Origin of the sequence: Pseudomonas proteolytica, assembly GCF_007858275.1 — a bacterium.
GTDB classification, from domain to species: domain Bacteria; phylum Pseudomonadota; class Gammaproteobacteria; order Pseudomonadales; family Pseudomonadaceae; genus Aquipseudomonas; species Aquipseudomonas proteolytica.
The window spans coordinates 128,156-144,223 of record NZ_VFEV01000007.1; the positions used below are offsets into that span (position 1 = coordinate 128,156).

The 16,068-nt window shown below is 60.6% G+C and carries 13 protein-coding genes; 6 read left to right on the forward strand and 7 right to left on the reverse strand.

Features of this window, described 5'->3' with window-relative positions:
• Position 1: 1 nt before the first annotated feature.
• The 5 genes from FIV38_RS07285 to ppsA all read right to left on the reverse strand — a co-directional run bounded on the left by FIV38_RS07285 (position 2) and on the right by ppsA (position 5,538).
• Positions 2–247 carry a hypothetical protein gene (locus FIV38_RS07285; RefSeq protein WP_038442312.1) on the reverse strand — a complete coding sequence of 82 codons (246 nt, stop codon included), beginning with the start codon at positions 245–247 and terminating at the stop codon, positions 2–4.
• An 85-nt stretch (positions 248–332) separates the two neighbouring features.
• Complete coding sequence (locus tag FIV38_RS07290) at positions 333–1,328, reverse strand: zinc transporter ZntB (protein ID WP_029298277.1); 996 nt, start codon at positions 1,326–1,328, stop codon at positions 333–335.
• A 24-nt stretch (positions 1,329–1,352) separates the two neighbouring features.
• The gene (rraA, locus tag FIV38_RS07295; RefSeq protein ID WP_029298280.1) at positions 1,353–1,844 is read right to left on the reverse strand and encodes a ribonuclease E activity regulator RraA; all 492 of its coding nucleotides are present in this window, start codon (positions 1,842–1,844) and stop codon (positions 1,353–1,355) included.
• 229 nt (positions 1,845–2,073) lie between these two features.
• A complete protein-coding gene (locus FIV38_RS07300; protein WP_092231846.1) occupies positions 2,074–3,063 on the reverse strand; it encodes an alpha/beta fold hydrolase in 990 nt (329 codons plus the stop codon).
• 99 nt (positions 3,064–3,162) lie between these two features.
• The gene (gene ppsA, locus FIV38_RS07305; RefSeq protein WP_029298284.1) at positions 3,163–5,538 is read right to left on the reverse strand and encodes a phosphoenolpyruvate synthase; all 2,376 of its coding nucleotides are present in this window, start codon (positions 5,536–5,538) and stop codon (positions 3,163–3,165) included.
• Positions 5,539–5,716: 178 nt separating this feature from the next.
• On the opposite strand from ppsA, the gene ppsR reads away from it, so the two are divergent.
• Entirely contained in the window at positions 5,717–6,535 is an 819-nt protein-coding gene (ppsR, locus tag FIV38_RS07310; RefSeq protein WP_029298286.1) for a posphoenolpyruvate synthetase regulatory kinase/phosphorylase PpsR, read from the forward strand.
• Positions 6,536–6,995: 460 nt separating this feature from the next.
• Here the strand turns inward: ppsR and FIV38_RS07315 are convergent, their stop codons facing one another.
• A complete protein-coding gene (locus FIV38_RS07315) occupies positions 6,996–8,420 on the reverse strand; it encodes an aminotransferase-like domain-containing protein (protein ID WP_029298288.1) in 1,425 nt (474 codons plus the stop codon).
• 160 nt (positions 8,421–8,580) lie between these two features.
• On the opposite strand from FIV38_RS07315, the gene FIV38_RS07320 reads away from it, so the two are divergent.
• From FIV38_RS07320 to FIV38_RS07340, 5 genes are read left to right on the forward strand one after another with little or no spacing between them, the layout of a single operon-like run.
• Complete coding sequence (locus FIV38_RS07320) at positions 8,581–9,474, forward strand: DMT family transporter (RefSeq protein WP_166647876.1); 894 nt, start codon at positions 8,581–8,583, stop codon at positions 9,472–9,474.
• A gap of 26 nt (positions 9,475–9,500) precedes the next feature.
• Positions 9,501–11,360, forward strand: coding sequence for a molybdopterin-synthase adenylyltransferase MoeB (gene moeB / locus FIV38_RS07325; RefSeq protein WP_092231856.1), 1,860 nt, complete (start codon positions 9,501–9,503; stop codon positions 11,358–11,360).
• A gap of 25 nt (positions 11,361–11,385) precedes the next feature.
• Positions 11,386–12,300 (forward strand): PLP-dependent cysteine synthase family protein, encoded by a 915-nt coding sequence (locus tag FIV38_RS07330; RefSeq protein ID WP_029298292.1) that lies wholly within the window; start codon positions 11,386–11,388, stop codon positions 12,298–12,300.
• 23 nt (positions 12,301–12,323) lie between these two features.
• Positions 12,324–13,316, forward strand: coding sequence for a serine O-acetyltransferase (locus FIV38_RS07335; RefSeq protein ID WP_029298293.1), 993 nt, complete (start codon positions 12,324–12,326; stop codon positions 13,314–13,316).
• 2 nt (positions 13,317–13,318) lie between these two features.
• Positions 13,319–14,050, forward strand: a complete 732-nt coding sequence (locus tag FIV38_RS07340; protein ID WP_092231859.1) for an alanyl-tRNA editing protein — start codon at positions 13,319–13,321, stop codon at positions 14,048–14,050.
• Between the two features lie 356 nt (positions 14,051–14,406).
• Here FIV38_RS07340 and prpD read toward each other — a convergent pair whose 3' ends face one another.
• A complete protein-coding gene (gene prpD / locus FIV38_RS07345) occupies positions 14,407–15,891 on the reverse strand; it encodes a 2-methylcitrate dehydratase (RefSeq protein WP_092231863.1) in 1,485 nt (494 codons plus the stop codon).
• Between the last annotated feature and the right edge of the window lie 177 nt (positions 15,892–16,068).

Consider the following 16,068-nt stretch of genomic DNA (forward strand, 5'->3'; position numbering starts at 1 on the left):
TTCAATCAGCCTTATCAGCAGTGCGAGCAATAGGTTTACGACGAGAAACAGGCGATACGTGGGCCGAACCATTGTTCAGCGCCATCATCAGTGCCGGCACCCAGCGGCCGAGCAGACCAAACAGGTCGCCCGCGCCCACCTGGCGGTTGGCGGTTTTCAGTACGCGCCCCAGGCAAGCATCGTCGTCACGGTTGGACGGCGAAGCGTTAAGCATGTCACGCAAAGACTGTTCAAACGGATCGTGCATAGGGACCTCTCGCAAGTGATTTAAAAGACGAGGGCAAAATTCGTCTGGTCACATGACCTCTCCTGCCGTTCAGGTCACGTTCAGGTCAAACCCAGCGTAAACGTCGAAACAGCCACCACTGCCCAAGGGCCACCGAGACCATCAACAAGCAGGCAATCGCGAAGCCATAGGGGCTCTCGGAAAACGGAATCCCCCCTACGTTGATCCCCAGCAAGCCGGTCAGGAAACTCATCGGCAAAAAGATCCCGGTGATGATCCCGAAGCGGTACATCGTGCGGTTCATGCGCACGCTCAAACGCCGATCCTCGGCCTCCAGCACCAGCCCCACGCGCTCCCGGCTCAATTCCAGCTCTTCCAGGTAACGGGTCAGGCTGTTATTCAATTCATTCCAATAGTCAGCATCGTCATCGACGAACCAGGGCAGTTTTATGCGTGTCAGTTGCGCGAAAATATCGCGCTGGGGTGCCAGGAAGCGCTTGAGCGCGGCGGCCCGCCGACGGATCTGCAGGACACTGCCATGCTCCGGGGTATACCGTTCGTCGGTATCCAGTTTTTCTTCTTCGATATCGACGATTTCAGACAAGTCGCTGACCAGATCCTGCACTTTATTGGTCAGGTACTGCGCCATGTACAGGATCAGCTCGGAAGCAGTCCTGGGGCCTTTTCCATCCGCCAACTGCACCAGCAACTCATCGGTAGCGCGCAAGGGCCGCAGACGCAGGGAAATGACCCGGTCAGCCGCAGCAAAGATACGCACCGATACCATGTCTTCCGGCTCCGCCCCCGGATTGAGGTTGATTCCACGCAGAAACAGCAGCAACTCGTCGTCCGGCAACGGCAGCAAACGTGGCCGGGTGTTCTCCTCCAGCAGCAGGTCACAGGCGAACTCGCTCAGGCCACTGGATTTGCGCAACCAGGTCTGGGTCTGGGGATGACTGCGATCCCAATGCAGCCACAGGCTTTCCTGGGGCTGCATTTGCAGGTCGTCAAGCTCAGTCCGGGCAATCGAACGCGCACCGCCTTTACCGTCCAGCACGAGGGCGTGTACCAGCCCCCACTGCGCGTTTTCTTCCTCGAACATCCTCACCCCTGTCGGCTATTGCAGTTATTCAGGCATTTTCAACGGGCTGGGCGAAACAATCACGCCATTGTTATCGGCATAGACATATTCACCGGGACGGAATGTCACGCCCGCAAATGTCACGGCCCCGCCCAGGTCGCCCACGCCTTGGCGATGGCTCTTTTTCGGGTGGCTGGCCAAGGCCTGCACGCCCAGGTCGGTCTGGGCGAGCACGTCCACATCACGCACACAGCCGTAGATCACCAAGCCTTCCCAGCCGTTCTTTGCGGCTCGATCGGCGATCATGTCGCCCAGCAAGGCGCAGCGCAATGAACCACCACCGTCGACCACCAGCACTTTGCCGGTGCCATCGAGTTCGGCCTGCTCCTTGACCCTGGAGTTGTCCTCAAAGCACTTGACGGTCACGATCTGGCCACCGAAGGAGTCCCGCCCCCCAAAGTTGGCGAACATCGGCTCCAGCACCTGTACCAGGTCCGGGTAGGCGTCACACAGGTCGGGGGTAACGTAATGGTTCATCGAAAAACTCCTGTCGGTGAAAGAAGGTGTCGAACATCCACAGCTACATCAAGAAAACGCATCGCAACCGGCATTCTTTAAGACTTGCCGCTGCAAGGGCGACAATGATCAGACCCGCCAGGCTGTAACGCAATAGCCACTGCGCGACTGAATATGACCAGAATAGCCCGGTGCGTCATATCTTAGCCGCAAGCCACCTCAAGCGAAACGCCCTCTTTAGAGCCTTTCTTCAGACAGCCGCCGGCACCTGCACCTGTGCACCCGCCAAAGGTGTCAGGGGATCTTTCAGCCAACGCTGCACCAACGGCCATACTTCGGCCTGCGCCGCTTTACTCACCAGCATCTCGACATGCCCGAAATCACCGCTGAACCCTTGCTTGCGCCCCAGGCACAGGTATTGGCGGTGCTCGCTGCCCACTTGGTCAAAAAGCTTGCGGCAGGCCCAGTCCGGGTCTTGATGATCGCCAGCGGCACTCACTGCCAGCAGCGGTACATCGACCTCGGCCAGGCCTTTCCACCAGTCGCGCTCGGCATCGCCAAAACGCCCGAACAAGCCGTGCCAGCGCATGCTTTCCAGGGCCAGGCCGATGGGCTCGTCTTCCGGGCCACGCTTGAGTCGCGAACCGGAAAGCTGGGCAAAGCGCTTCAAGATCAAGCGCCCACCCCACTCCACCGGCGGAATTTTCAACGGCCAGTAAGTGCGACTGACCTGGCAGCCAAACAGCGCCACCGACGCCACGGCCGGCGCCCCCAGATACTGGCCGCCCAGCGCTGCCGCCAGGGTCGTGCCGCCCAACGAGTGACCGATCCAGTGCGGGATCTGCGCACTTTGCTCACGCACAAAGGCGGCGATGGCCGGTAAATCGTAACGAGCATAGTCGGCGACACGATTCTTGGCGTAGTCCTGGTTACGTCGGGAAAGCCCGTGACCACGCATTTCCGGGATCCATACATCAAAGCCCTGGCGCGCCAGATACGCCCCCAGGCCAATCCCTTTGGGCGAATACCAGAAACGGCGATTGGAAAAGCTGCCATGTACCAACACCACCGGTACACCACGACTTTGCGCGACATCGGCCAGCCCCAGGCGTGTCACCGCCAGTTCTACGGTGCTGTCGGGGCTGTTGCCAGGCTTGAGGCGGTAGACATCTTCACTCAGATCGCCACGACGCTCAGCGCTGATCAAGGCGACGGGAAACAGGTTGCTGCTGCTTTGCATAATGTTCTTGCACAAAAAAGGGCGGCGTCCGGAAGGAGTTCCGCCCTGTACAGAATGAGAAATGCCGGCCAGCCATATAGGCCGACCGGCAGATGGCAATTACGCCGAGGCTTGGCCTTCAGCCAGGAAGAACCAGGTTTCCAGCACGGAATCGGGGTTCAGCGAGACACTTTCGATGCCCTGTTCCATCAGCCATTTGGCCAGGTCCGGGTGATCGGAAGGGCCTTGGCCACAGATACCGATGTACTTGCCAGCCTTGTTGCAGGCCTGGATGGCGTTGGCCAACAGTTTCTTGACCGCAGGGTTACGCTCGTCAAACAGGTGGGCGATGATCCCGGAGTCGCGATCCAGGCCCAGGGTCAGTTGGGTCAGGTCATTGGAACCGATGGAGAAGCCATCGAAGAACTCCAGGAACTCCTCGGCGAGGATGGCGTTGGACGGCAGCTCGCACATCATGATCACGCGCAGGCCGTTTTCGCCACGGGTCAGACCGTTCTCAGCCAGCAGGTCGACCACCTGGCTCGCTTCGCCCAAGGTGCGCACGAAGGGCACCATGATCTCGACGTTGGTCAGGCCCATCTCGTTGCGCACACGCTTGAGGGCGCGGCATTCGAGCTCGAAGCAGTCACGAAACGCTTCGCTGATGTAGCGCGAGGCGCCACGGAAACCCAGCATCGGGTTTTCTTCTTCCGGCTCGTAAAGCTTGCCGCCGATCAGGTTCGCGTATTCGTTGGACTTGAAGTCCGACAGGCGCACGATGACTTTCTTCGGCCAGAAGGCCGCCGCCAGGGTGCTGATGCCTTCCACCAGCTTCTCGACGTAGAAGCCAACCGGGTCGTTGTAGCCGGCGATGCGCTTGTCGACGCTGTCCTTGATTTCCACCGGCAGGCCGTCGTAGTTCAACAGGGCCTTGGGGTGCACGCCGATCATGCGGTTGATGATGAACTCCAGGCGGGCCAGGCCCACCCCGGCGTTCGGCAACTGCGCGAAGTCGAAGGCGCGGTCAGGGTTGCCGACGTTCATCATGATCTTGAACGGCAGGTCGGGCATGGCATCGATGGAGTTTTGCTTGATGTCGAAGCCCAGTTCACCTTCAAAGATGAAGCCGGTATCGCCTTCGGCGCAGGATACGGTGACGCCCTGGCCATCCTTGAGCAGTTGGGTCGCGTTGCCGCAACCGACTACTGCCGGGATCCCCAGTTCACGGGCAATGATCGCCGCGTGGCAGGTACGCCCGCCACGGTTGGTGACGATGGCGCTGGCGCGCTTCATCACGGGTTCCCAATCCGGGTCGGTCATGTCGGAGACCAGCACGTCACCCGGCTGGACCTTGTCCATCTCGGACACGTCCTTGATGATCCGCACCTTGCCAGCGCCGATGCGCTGGCCGATGGCACGGCCTTCCACCAGCACGGTACCGGTTTCTTTCAACAGGTAGCGTTCCATGACATTCGCCGAGGTGCGGCTTTTCACGGTTTCCGGACGTGCCTGGACGATGTACAGCTTGCCGTCATCGCCGTCCTTGGCCCACTCGATGTCCATCGGGCACTTGTAGTGCTTCTCGATGATCATCGCCTGCTTGGCCAATTCACTGACTTCGGCATCGCTGAGGCAGAAGCGCGCACGCTCGGCCTTGTCGACATCAACGGTTTTCACCGAGCGACCGGCCTTGGCCTCGTCGCCGTAGATCATCTTGATAGCCTTGCTGCCCAGGTTGCGGCGCAGGATCGCCGGGCGACCGGCCTCAAGGGTGTGCTTGTGCACGTAGAACTCGTCCGGGTTGACCGCGCCTTGTACGACGGTTTCGCCCAGGCCGTAGGCGCCGGTGATAAACACCACGTCACGGAAGCCCGATTCGGTATCCAGGGTGAACATCACGCCGGCGGTACCGGTTTCCGAACGCACCATGCGCTGCACACCGGCAGACAGGGCCACCAGCTTGTGGTCAAAACCCTGGTGCACGCGGTAGGAAATGGCGCGGTCGTTGAACAGCGAGGCGAACACTTCCTTCGCTGCGCGGATGACGTTTTCTACGCCACGGATGTTCAGGAAGGTTTCCTGCTGGCCGGCGAAGGAGGCGTCGGGCAAATCTTCGGCGGTGGCCGAGGAACGCACGGCGACAGCCATGTCCGGGTTGCCCGCCGACAGGGTGGCGAAGGCGGTGCGGATTTCTGCGTTGAGCTTCTCGGGGAACTCGGCTTCCATGATCCACTGGCGGATCTGCGCGCCGGTCTTGGCCAGAGCGTTGACATCATCGACGTCCAACGCGTCCAGGGCAGCGTGGATCTGGTCGTTGAGACCACTCAGTTCGAGGAAGTCGCGATATGCCTGGGCCGTGGTGGCGAAACCACCGGGCACTGAGACACCGGCGCCCGCAAGATTACTGATCATCTCGCCGAGGGATGCGTTCTTGCCCCCCACATGCTCTACATCATGGACGCCGAGCTTATCGAGGGAAACTACGTACTCTACCAAGGTGATCTCTCCACTAACTGTGTTGGAAAAGCTCAGGGCGCCGGGGGCTCAATAGGAGCATTTACCGGCGTTTGTGGCCTGGACCTGGAAAATAAGTGAGAATGCGGCCCACTGTGGGACGGCAAAATCGCGCCTATCATATCCAAGATTCGTCATCAGCTTAAGGCCCAAGGCTCAAATGAAACGATCTGCTTTCTTTATCTCCGATGGCACCGGCATTACCGCCGAAACCCTGGGTCAGAGCCTGCTGGCGCAGTTCGAAAGCATTACCTTCGCCAAATTCACCCGGCCTTATATCGATAACGTGGATAAAGCGCGGGCCATGGTACAACAAATCAATCTGGCCGCCGAAAAAGACGGTGTACGCCCGATCATTTTCGACACCATCGTCAACCAGGACATCCGTGAGATCCTCGCGACTTCCAATGGTTTCATGATCGACATCTTCTCGACCTTCCTTGCGCCCTTGGAACAGGAGCTCAGTGAGCATTCCTCATACTCCGTGGGCAAGTCCCATTCCATTGGCCACAATTCCAACTATATGGAGCGGATCGAGGCGGTGAACTTCGCCCTGGACAACGACGACGGCGCCCGCACCCACTACTACGACAAGGCCGACCTGATCCTGGTCGGCGTGTCGCGCTGCGGCAAGACCCCGACCTGCCTGTACATGGCCATGCAGTTTGGCATCCGCGCGGCCAACTACCCGCTGACCGAGGACGACATGGAACGCCTGCAACTGCCGGCGGTGCTGCGCAAACATCAGCACAAGCTCTTCGGCCTGACCATCGACCCGGACCGACTCACGGCCATCCGTAACGAACGCAAGCCCAACAGCCGCTATTCGAGCTATGCCCAGTGCGAATTCGAAGTGCGGGAAGTGGAAAACCTGTTCCGCCGGGAAAACATTGCGCACATCAACTCCACGCATTTTTCGGTGGAAGAGATTTCGGCGAAAATCCTTGTAGAAAAGGGTGTTGAGCGGCGCTTCAAATAACCCGTAGCCGCTTGTGTGGCGAGCGGGCTTGATTGTGGCGAGCGGGCTTGCCCGCGCTGGGCTGCGCAGCAGCCCCAACAAGGATGACTCGGCGTGTCAGGCACTGCTGCGATAGCTTGGTATTTTGGGGCGGCTTCGCCACCCAGCGCGGGCGATGCGGCGTTCCGACAAGCCCGCTCGCCACAAGGGTTTAGCCATACCCAGCCAGGAGGTTTTGGGGCGGCTGCAGCCCAGCAGGTTTTTTTGGACAGCATACTAATTGTGGCGAGCGGGCTTGCCCCGCGCTGGGCTGCGCAGCAGCCCCAACAAGGTTGACTCGGTGTGTCAGGCACTGCTGCGATAGCTTGGTATTTTGGGGCGGCTTCGCCACCCAGCGCGGGGCAAGCCCGCTCGCCACAATCAAGCCCGCTCGCCACAACAAGCCCATTTGCCACAACAAGCCCGTATGCCACAACTGGGTTCACAGGTGAAACCGGTCCCCACCCTGCCCCAGCGCCGTGGCCAGCGCGTCAAACCCCGCCTTCAGCAATTGATCATCCCCCGACGTATTGCAAATGCTCGCCCGGATAAACTGCGGTACCGCCGTCTGCCCCACGGCAAAGGCTTCGGCCGTGGCGATCAGGTAATTATTCTGCTTGAGTTCCGCCTCGATTTCCGACGCTCGCCAAGGCTCAGGGACTTCAATCCAGAAGTGCGGGCTGTTGGGGTGCGTCCGGTATTCCAGGCCGGCCAGCAGGCCTGCGACCAATGCCTTGCGCCGGCTGATTTCATTGATCTGCTGATGCAACAGGTACTCTGCCGTACCGTTTTCAATCCACTGCGTGGCCAGTTCCAGGGTCACTGGCGTGGCCATCCAGCAGGTTGAGCGCAGAGCCGCAGAGATACGGCTGACCAGCGCGGGCGGTGCATGCACATACCCCACCCGCAAGCCCGCCGACACGGCCTTGCTCAGGCTGCTGATCAGAATCGTGCGCTCCGGGGCAAAATGGCTCAGGGGCGGCGGGCGATCTGCCACCAACACCCCATGCGCCTCGTCCTCCAAGATCAGCAGATTGTGCTCACGACAGACCTTCACCAGCGCCTCACGGCGGGCCACCGACAACACCGCGGTCGTCGGATTCTGGATGGTCGGCGTGCAATACAAGGCCGATACCCGGTGATTGCGACAGACCTCCTCCAGAGCTCCCGGCAACACGCCTTCCTCATCCATTTCCAGACCGATCAGGCGGATGCCGAGCATCCGCGCGGCGGTAATCAGGCCCGGATAGGTCAATTGCTCGGTGACTACCGTGTCGCCCGCACGCACCAACGCCATCAACGCGCACAGCAGCCCGTGCTGGCCGCCGTTGACACAGATGACCTGCTCTGGAATCGGATGAAAGTCACGCTGCACCAACCATTGCGCACCGGCCGCGCGGTAGCGAGGCAGGCCGGCGTCCGGGGTGTAGGCGCTGATGTCCTGCAGGAACTTGGCATTCTTGGCCAGGGTTTCAAAGCCCTGGGCCAGGAACATGGTCTCCTGCCCAGGGATATGCATATTGCGGCTCATATCGAAGTACTGGCGCGGCTCCTCGCTGACATTGCGAAAGCCTTCGTCACGCTGGCGCTCCATCCCACGCTTGCGTACGAACGTTCCGTCACCCACTCGCGCCACCACCAGGCCCAGGCGTTCCAGTTCGCCGTAGGCGCGGCTGATAGTGCCGATGGTCACCCCAAGATTGTCAGAAAGCACCCGGTGAGGCGGCAGTTTGCGCCCAGGCTCAATCAGACCTTCGAGGATGCCCCGTTCCATGACGTCGGACAGGCGTTTGTACTTCACGCCCTGCCCGCTGGACAGCCCCTCTCGCATAATTGACACCATGTCAATATTTGTTTTGACAGCCATCATTCGCCCTAATAGTGTGCTTTTACGGGTTCAATCACCGGGTGAAACCTCTAATTACAAGTTCAATATAGAGTTCAATTCCGGCTCAGGGAAGCAATAAACGATGCCAATGTCCGCCGTTCTCGAAAATACCGAAAAAACCAAATCCCCCAAACAATGGCTGGCTGGCCTGATTACCAGTGTGATGTTCCTGATTGTCTGCCTGAGCTGGGGCACCACCTGGCTGGGGATCAAGATCGCGGTGGAAAGCGTGCCACCGCTGACGTCGGCGGGCTTGCGCTTTTTGATCGCCTTCCCACTGTTTCTGTGCTTTGCCTTTCTGCGGCGCGAACCGATCCTGTTCCCCCGGGAAAGCCGCTGGTTCTTTGTGTTCGTGACCCTTTGCTACTTCAGCGTGCCCTACTACCTGCTCAACTACGGCGAGATGCACGTCTCATCCGGGCTCACCGCGCTGCTGTTCAGCTGCATGCCGGTGTTCATCCTGATCTTCTCGGCACTGTTCCTGCGCGAGCGCATCTACTTTTCCCAGGTCGTCGGCATCGGCATCGGCTTCGGCAGCCTGTACATGATCATCCGCAGCCAGGGACTGCACCTTGACCACGCCGAATTCTTCGGCGTACTGGCAATTCTGACCGCCGCAATCCTGCATGCCTTGTGCTATGTCATTACCAAGCAAAAAGGCAGCGCCATCAGCGTGATCACCTACAACACTCTGCCCATCGGGATTGCCGGGCTGATGCTGTTTGTCGCCGGGCTGTGGTTTGAATCGCCGACCTTCGAGGCCATCACCCTGCGGTCCTGGAGCGCCCTGTTCTACCTGGGCCTGGTGGCCTCGGTCGGCGGGTTTATCGTGTATTTCATGCTACTCAAGCGCCTGAGCCCGATCATCCTGTCGTTCGTCTTCATTATTTTCCCGGTGTTCGCCGTAATCATCGGCGCCTGGTACGAAGGCCTGGAGTTGTCCCGGGACCTGATGCTGTACTCGGCGATCCTGCTGGCCGGCTTTGCCATCACCAAGTTGCCGATCGAAAAGTTGCTGGCAAAAGCCAATTGACCCTTTCCCCACCACGCGAGAGAAACATGGACGTCCTCCGCCAAACCGCCCTGGAACAGATCTACGCCCACGCCAGCAGCACCTACCCCGAAGAGTGCTGCGGCTTTGTCTTTGCAGACGGCAGCGTCTACCTGGGCAGCAATATCCAGAACGAGCTGCATCGCAAGAACCCCGAGGCCTACCCCCGCAGCGCGGCCAACGGCTACACCTTCTCGGTGACCGACACGCTGCTGATGAACAAGGCCTTTCGCACGGATAACCCGGTGGTGGTGATCTACCACTCCCACCCGGATGTCGGTGCGTACTTCAGTGACGAGGATCAGGACAAGGCCCTGTACATGGGCGAACCGATCTACCCCGTCAGCTATCTGGTGGTGGATGTCCGCCAGGGCAAGGCCCTTGGGTCGAAGCTGTTTGCCTGGGATGGCACGCACTTCGCCCTCAACCCCTTCAACGACCTGCAAACGGAGTTGTACATGAACGCTGTCTCTTTCCCCGACATCCTGGTCCGGGTGGCCAAGTTGCCAGAATCGACCCTCGAGGGTGCCGGATCGACATTGCGCGAAGTCATTGAAGACACCTGCACCCGCCACCCCCAACTGCGGGCGCACCTGTTCCACGAAAACAACGGCCAGCTCAAGGAGCATTTCCTGTTCACCGCAGGGGAAGAACTGATCGGCCCCGACGAGCCACTGCCCGCAAAGGCCAGAATCGAAGTGCTGCTGGCCACCTCCGGCGGCATGGACATCGAATCGTTGAGCAACGAGGAAGTGCAGCGCTATGTGCGCCATATCACCCTGCCCGGCGTTGGCCGCGAAGGGCAACTGAACCTGAAGAAGGCCAAGGTGCTGATCATCGGCACTGGTGGCCTGGGCTCGCCCATCAGCCTGTACCTGGCCGCCGCCGGCATTGGCACCCTGGGGCTGGTGGACTTCGACGTGGTGGAAAGCAGCAACCTGCAACGCCAGGTCGTGCACGGCAACAGCACCCTGGGCATGCCCAAGGTCGAGTCCGCCAAGCGCCGGCTGCAGGACCTCAACGCGCATATCCAAATCAACACCTACGACACCGCACTGAACGCCGACAATGCCCTGGAACTGGTCGGTGCCTACGATCTGGTGATCGACGGCACCGACAACTTCGAGACCCGCTACCTGGTCAATGACGCCTGCGTACAGCTGGGCAAGCCGCTGGTGTATGGCGCGATCTACCGTTTCGACGGCCAGATCAGCGTGTTCAATTATCAAGGCGGGCCGTGCTACCGCTGCCTGTACCCCCACGCGCCACCTGCGGAACTGGCGCCCAATTGCAGCGCCGGCGGGGTCATCGGCATACTGCCCGGCGTGGTCGGGATGATCCAGGCCACCGAAGCAATCAAGTTGTTGATCGGCCTGGGTGACTCCTTGTCCGGACGGTTGATGCGCTTTGATGCCCTGGCCATGAAGTTCAGCGAAATCCGTTTCAAGCGCCGCGCCGACTGCCCGTGCTGCTCCGAACTGCGTGAAGAACACCAACCCGCAGCAGCCGTGTGTGCCGATACCCTCCGCGCGCCCAGCCTGGCCGCAGAGCACTACATCAAGCCCCAGGTGCTCAAGCAGTTGCTGGAGCAGCGCAGCAGCGCCGATATCCTGCTGGATGTGCGCGACGCCAGCGAGCTGGAGGTATGCCAACTACCGGGCGTGCTGCACATCCCCCTGGCCCAGCTCGACGCGCAACTCGACAGCCTGAGCCGTGCAAACACCCACTACCTGATCTGCTATGCCGGCAGCCGCGCCGAACAAGCCGCCAGCACCCTGCTGGCTGCGGGCTTTGCCAACACCCGGGTGCTGCAAGGTGGTATGAAACACTGGGTGCGCGACGTCGAACCCGACATGCCTTTGTACTGATCACAGGCCTTGGGGGACTTATCTGATGCTGCATAACTCCATACTCGACGCCATTGGCCAAACGCCCATCGTGCGCCTGGAACAATTCTCCGAAGACCTCGGCATCGAGGTCTTCGCCAAACTTGAATCCCTGAATCCGGGCGGCAGCCACAAGGCGCGGATCGCCCTGGGGATGATCCTCGACGCCGAGCGCCGGGGCGTCCTGATTCGCGACTCGGGGCAGACCATCATCGAACCCAGCGGCGGAAACACCGGCATCGGCCTGGTCATGGCCGGCAATGTGCTGGGCTACAAGGTGGTGCTGGTGATTCCCGATAACTACAGCCCCGAAAAGCAAAAACTGCTGCGCCTGTATGGGGCCAAGGTGGTGCTCTCGGACAGCCGCCTGGGCAACAACTCCCATGGCGAAAAGTGCATGGAACTGCAGTTGGAAAACCCCAGCTTCGTCATGCTCAACCAGCAGCGCAACGGCGCCAACCCCCAGACCCATCGCGACACCACCGCCCCGGAAATCATCCGCGCCTTTGGCCAGCGCCAGGTCGACTACTTCGTCAGCGGCATCGGCACCGGGGGCCATATCACCGGTATCGGTGAAACCCTCAAGGCCACCTGGCCGCAGATCCGCGTGATGGGTGTCGAGCCCGAGGAGTGCGACCTGCTCAGCGACCGTCATGCGCCGCACCATATCCAGGGCCTGTCCATCGGCCTGATCCCGAGCATTCTCAACCTGAATGTACTGGACGGCATGCTCAAGGTTTCGCGCCTCGATTGCCTGGAAATGATGAAGCGCATCATGCGTACCGATGCCATCAGCCTGGGGCTGTCGTCCGCCGCCAACATGGTGGCCATCGCCAGGCTTGCCCCGGAACTGCCCACCGACACCGTCGTCCTGACCATGGTGTACGACAGCGCCGACAGCTATCTGCCCTGTTTCGAATAACGACAATTGCGGGGGTGCCTTCCATGGGAGGCTTTATCGACATGCAACAGTTGCACGATGAGCTGCTGACGCACCTCATCAAGACCCTCTCGCCGGCACAGATCTCACAACTGCAGCCACACTTGGCGGCATTGATCCAGCCAGCGGCGCAGGAAGTGGCCGAGGACCTGATCGCCTATGCCTGGCGCGACCCGGCGTCCAGGGGCCGGGGCGAATTGATCCTGGAGTCCTACGCCTCGTTCAAGGCCGTGCTGTACTACCGTTTGGCGCATCGGGTATGGAACCTTCCCGACCAGCCCCACGGCCAGTTCTGCGCCATTGCGCTGACTTTGAGCAACCAGGGCAAGATCCTGTCCGGGGCCGAAATCCACCCGGCAGCCCGCATTGGCCGGCGCTTTGTGCTGGATCATGGCTTTGGCACGGTGATCGGCGAAACCTGCGAGATCGGCAATGACTGCTACATCCTGTGCGGCGTGACCCTGGGCGCCCGGGGCATCGCCAACAACCCCGACGGCAAGCGCCACCCACGCCTGGGCAACAACGTCGAAGTCGGTTCGGGCGCGAGGGTGCTCGGGTATGTGCTGATCGGCGACGACGTGTTTATCAGCCCTTCCTGCGTCATCACCCAGGACGTGCCTGCAGGCACCAAGGTCAAGGTGGTCAACCAGATCCAACTGCAAAAGAACGACGAATCAGACGCCAGCAATTACCTCGGGGCGTTTGCCCTCGACGAGCGCCTGCACGTGGTGGGCGAAGTCAGCACCAGCCACCGGGTCACGGTGCTGGATGCCGACTTCCATCCGCTGTCCAGCCTGGTGCTGGAGCCAACGGTCAAGGAACGTCATCACCTGCAATTTCGCCTGCGCACGCTGCAGGCACCCACTTGCTCACCGCGCCTGCCCCTGAACCTGAAAGTGTGTGGGCCGAAGTTCGAGGTCACCCTGCTTTCCCCACCCGGGCTAAGCGCAATGGTGCGGCGCCTGCTGCAAACCAGCCCACTGATCGTTGGAGGTTGAACATGTCCGTACACACCATGGAAACCCTGGCGCTGTTCGACAGCGCGCCTTACCAGAATGCCTTCAGCGCCCGCGTGATCGCCGTCAGCGAACAGGGCGTCGCCCTGGAACACACCCTGTTCTATCCCACCGGAGGCGGCCAGCCAGGCGACACCGGCTACTTCACCCTGCCCGACGCAAGCCAGGTCAAAGTGACCGGGACGGTGCGCGACCCCGTGCTGCGCTCGATCATCTGGCATCAAGTGGAGCATTGCCCCGAATCATTGCGAGCAGGCGTGCAGGTAGACGCCGGCCTGGACTGGGAGCGGCGCTACCAGCACATGAAGATGCATACCTGCCTGCATCTGCTGTGCGCAATCATCGACGCACCGGTGACCGGTTGCAGCATCAGCGCCGACAAAGGCCGCCTGGACTTCGACCTGCCGGAAATGACCCTGGACAAGGAGCACATCACCCGCGACCTGAATGCCCTGATCGAACAGGCCCATGCGGTCAAGTCACTGTCGATGCCGGCCTCCGAGTATTCCACCCTGCTGCAGATCACCCGCACCCAGGCCGTCGCGCCACCGGTGATCCAGGGAGCGGTACGGGTCATCGAGATTGCCAGCATCGATATCCAGCCGTGTGGCGGCACCCATGTGGTCAACACCGAGGAAATCGGCCGGGTGTTCTGCGAGAAAATCGAGAAGAAGAGCAAGCACAACCGTCGGGTGATCCTGCGCTTTGAAACCTGAACCGGCCACCTGTAGGCGCTGGCTTGCCTGCGATATGCATAGGTATCTACACAACTTTCAGAAACTGACGATCTTCCCTGTGGCGAGCGGGCTTGCCCCGCGCTGGGGTGCGAAGCAGCCCAAAAAGCCCTCCACGTTTCTTCAGATAAACCGCGATGGCCGGGTTTAGGGCTGCTTCGCAGCCCAGCGCGGGGCAAGCCCGCTCGCCACAACTGCGCTATCTGCCTGGATTTAGGCGTTGCGGCAAAATTGTGTAGATACCTATGCTGCGATATGAGCACCTCGGTATCGCAATCGCATCGCGGTGATGCTATCGCAGGCAAGCCAGTTCCTACAGGGGTCGGGGGCCTCCTGTGTCAGATGACGAGCAGATCTACAAACCGGTTCACCGGCGTTGCTTCAAGCCGTGCCTGATCCTTGCACAGGGCAAAAATCTCGGCGCTACGCTGCGCGGTGAAGCGTGTCGCCAGGTTGGCCTTGAACTTGTCTTCCAGCAAAGGAATGCCATCCGCCCGGCGCCGACGATGGCCAATCGGGTATTCCACCGCAACCTGCTCGGTGCTTGAGCCATCCGTGAAGAACACCTGCACCGCGTTGGCAATGGAACGCTTGTCGGCCTCCAGGTATTCGCGGCTGTAGCGCGGGTCTTCGACGATGACCATCTTCTCGCGCAATTGATCGATGATCGGGTGCGCGGCATGGAACTCATCTTCGTACTGTTCGGCCACCAGGTTGCCAAACGCCAGGGGCACGGCCGTCATGTATTGCAGGCAATGGTCGCGGTCAGCCGCATTGGCCAGTTGGCCGACCTTGGAAATGATACGAATGGCCGACTCGTGGGTGGTGATCACGATCCGCTCGATTTCATGCAGGCGCTGCTTGACCTGCGGGTGCAAGGTGACGGCCGCTTCACACGCGGTCTGGGCGTGGAACTCCGCAGGGAAGCTGATCTTGAACAGCACGTTTTCCATCACATAAGTGCCATAGGGCTGGGGCAGGCTGAATGCGCGCTTGTCCTCAGGCTTGAGGGCCAGATCCTTGTTGGTATGGCTGAACAGTACATCGTAGAACCCCCACTGCGGCGCGCTCAGCACACCCGGGATGCCCATTTCGCCACGCATGGCGATATCCGCCAGGCGCACGCCACGGCTCGACGCATCACCCGCCGCCCACGACTTGCGTGAACCGGCATTCGGCGCGTGACGGTAAGTGCGCAGGGCCTGCCCATCGACAAATGCCTGGGACAGTGCCGCCAGCAGTTGCTCGCGATTGGCGCCCATCAACTTGGCACAGACCGCTGTGGACGCAATCTTGACCAACAGCACATGGTCAAGGCCGACGCGGTTGAAGGAGTTTTCCAGGGCAATCACCCCCTGGATTTCGTGGGCCATGATCATCGCTTCCAACACCGCCCGCACCGTCAACGGCGCCTCGCCCTGCGCCACGCGCTTTTGCGACAGGTGATCGGCAACGGCCAGGATGCCACCGAGGTTGTCCGAAGGGTGGCCCCACTCAGCGGCGAGCCAGGTGTCGTTGTAATCGAGCCAACGCACGATACAGCCGATGTCCCACGCCGCCTTGACCGGATCCAGGCGATAGGACGTGCCCGGCACGCGCGCACCGAACGGCACCACCGTGCCTTCGACAATCGGCCCCAGATGCTTGGTGCACTCTGGGAAACGCAGGGCCAGCAGTCCGCAGCCGAGGGTGTCCATCAGGCAGTTGCGGGCGGTGTCCAAGGCGTCCCGGGAATCAACGCGGTAGCTGAGGACGTAATCGGCGATGTCCTGCAAAACCTGGTCGTAGTCGGGGCGGTTGTTCTGGTCGACGTTGGCGCTCATGGCAGTACTCCAAAATAGGTTGGGTGTGTTCCTTCCTCAGGCTCAGGGTTGGTTGTTTGTGGCAGGTCTGAGTGCCTGCTCTCGTACATAAATTCAGAAGCTACCGATAATCCCCAGTGGAAGCGGGTTTGTGTGGGAGCGGGCTTGCTCGCGAAAGCGGTGGATCAGTCAATACAG

Excerpts from the sequence above, each read along its gene's own strand:
- FIV38_RS07300 (WP_092231846.1), bottom strand. The coding sequence starts at position 3,063 with ATGCAAAGCAGCAGCAACCTGTTTCCCGTCGCCTTGATCAGCGCTGAG.
- FIV38_RS07315 (WP_029298288.1), bottom strand. The coding sequence starts at position 8,420 with ATGGCTGTCAAAACAAATATTGACATGGTGTCAATTATGCGAGAGGGG.
- FIV38_RS07285 (WP_038442312.1), bottom strand. The coding sequence starts at position 247 with ATGCACGATCCGTTTGAACAGTCTTTGCGTGACATGCTTAACGCTTCG.
- prpD (WP_092231863.1), bottom strand. The coding sequence starts at position 15,891 with ATGAGCGCCAACGTCGACCAGAACAACCGCCCCGACTACGACCAGGTT.
- ppsR (WP_029298286.1), top strand. The coding sequence starts at position 5,717 with ATGAAACGATCTGCTTTCTTTATCTCCGATGGCACCGGCATTACCGCC.
- FIV38_RS07330 (WP_029298292.1), top strand. The coding sequence starts at position 11,386 with ATGCTGCATAACTCCATACTCGACGCCATTGGCCAAACGCCCATCGTG.
- FIV38_RS07340 (WP_092231859.1), top strand. The coding sequence starts at position 13,319 with ATGTCCGTACACACCATGGAAACCCTGGCGCTGTTCGACAGCGCGCCT.
- rraA (WP_029298280.1), bottom strand. The coding sequence starts at position 1,844 with ATGAACCATTACGTTACCCCCGACCTGTGTGACGCCTACCCGGACCTG.
- FIV38_RS07290 (WP_029298277.1), bottom strand. The coding sequence starts at position 1,328 with ATGTTCGAGGAAGAAAACGCGCAGTGGGGGCTGGTACACGCCCTCGTG.
- moeB (WP_092231856.1), top strand. The coding sequence starts at position 9,501 with ATGGACGTCCTCCGCCAAACCGCCCTGGAACAGATCTACGCCCACGCC.
- FIV38_RS07335 (WP_029298293.1), top strand. The coding sequence starts at position 12,324 with ATGGGAGGCTTTATCGACATGCAACAGTTGCACGATGAGCTGCTGACG.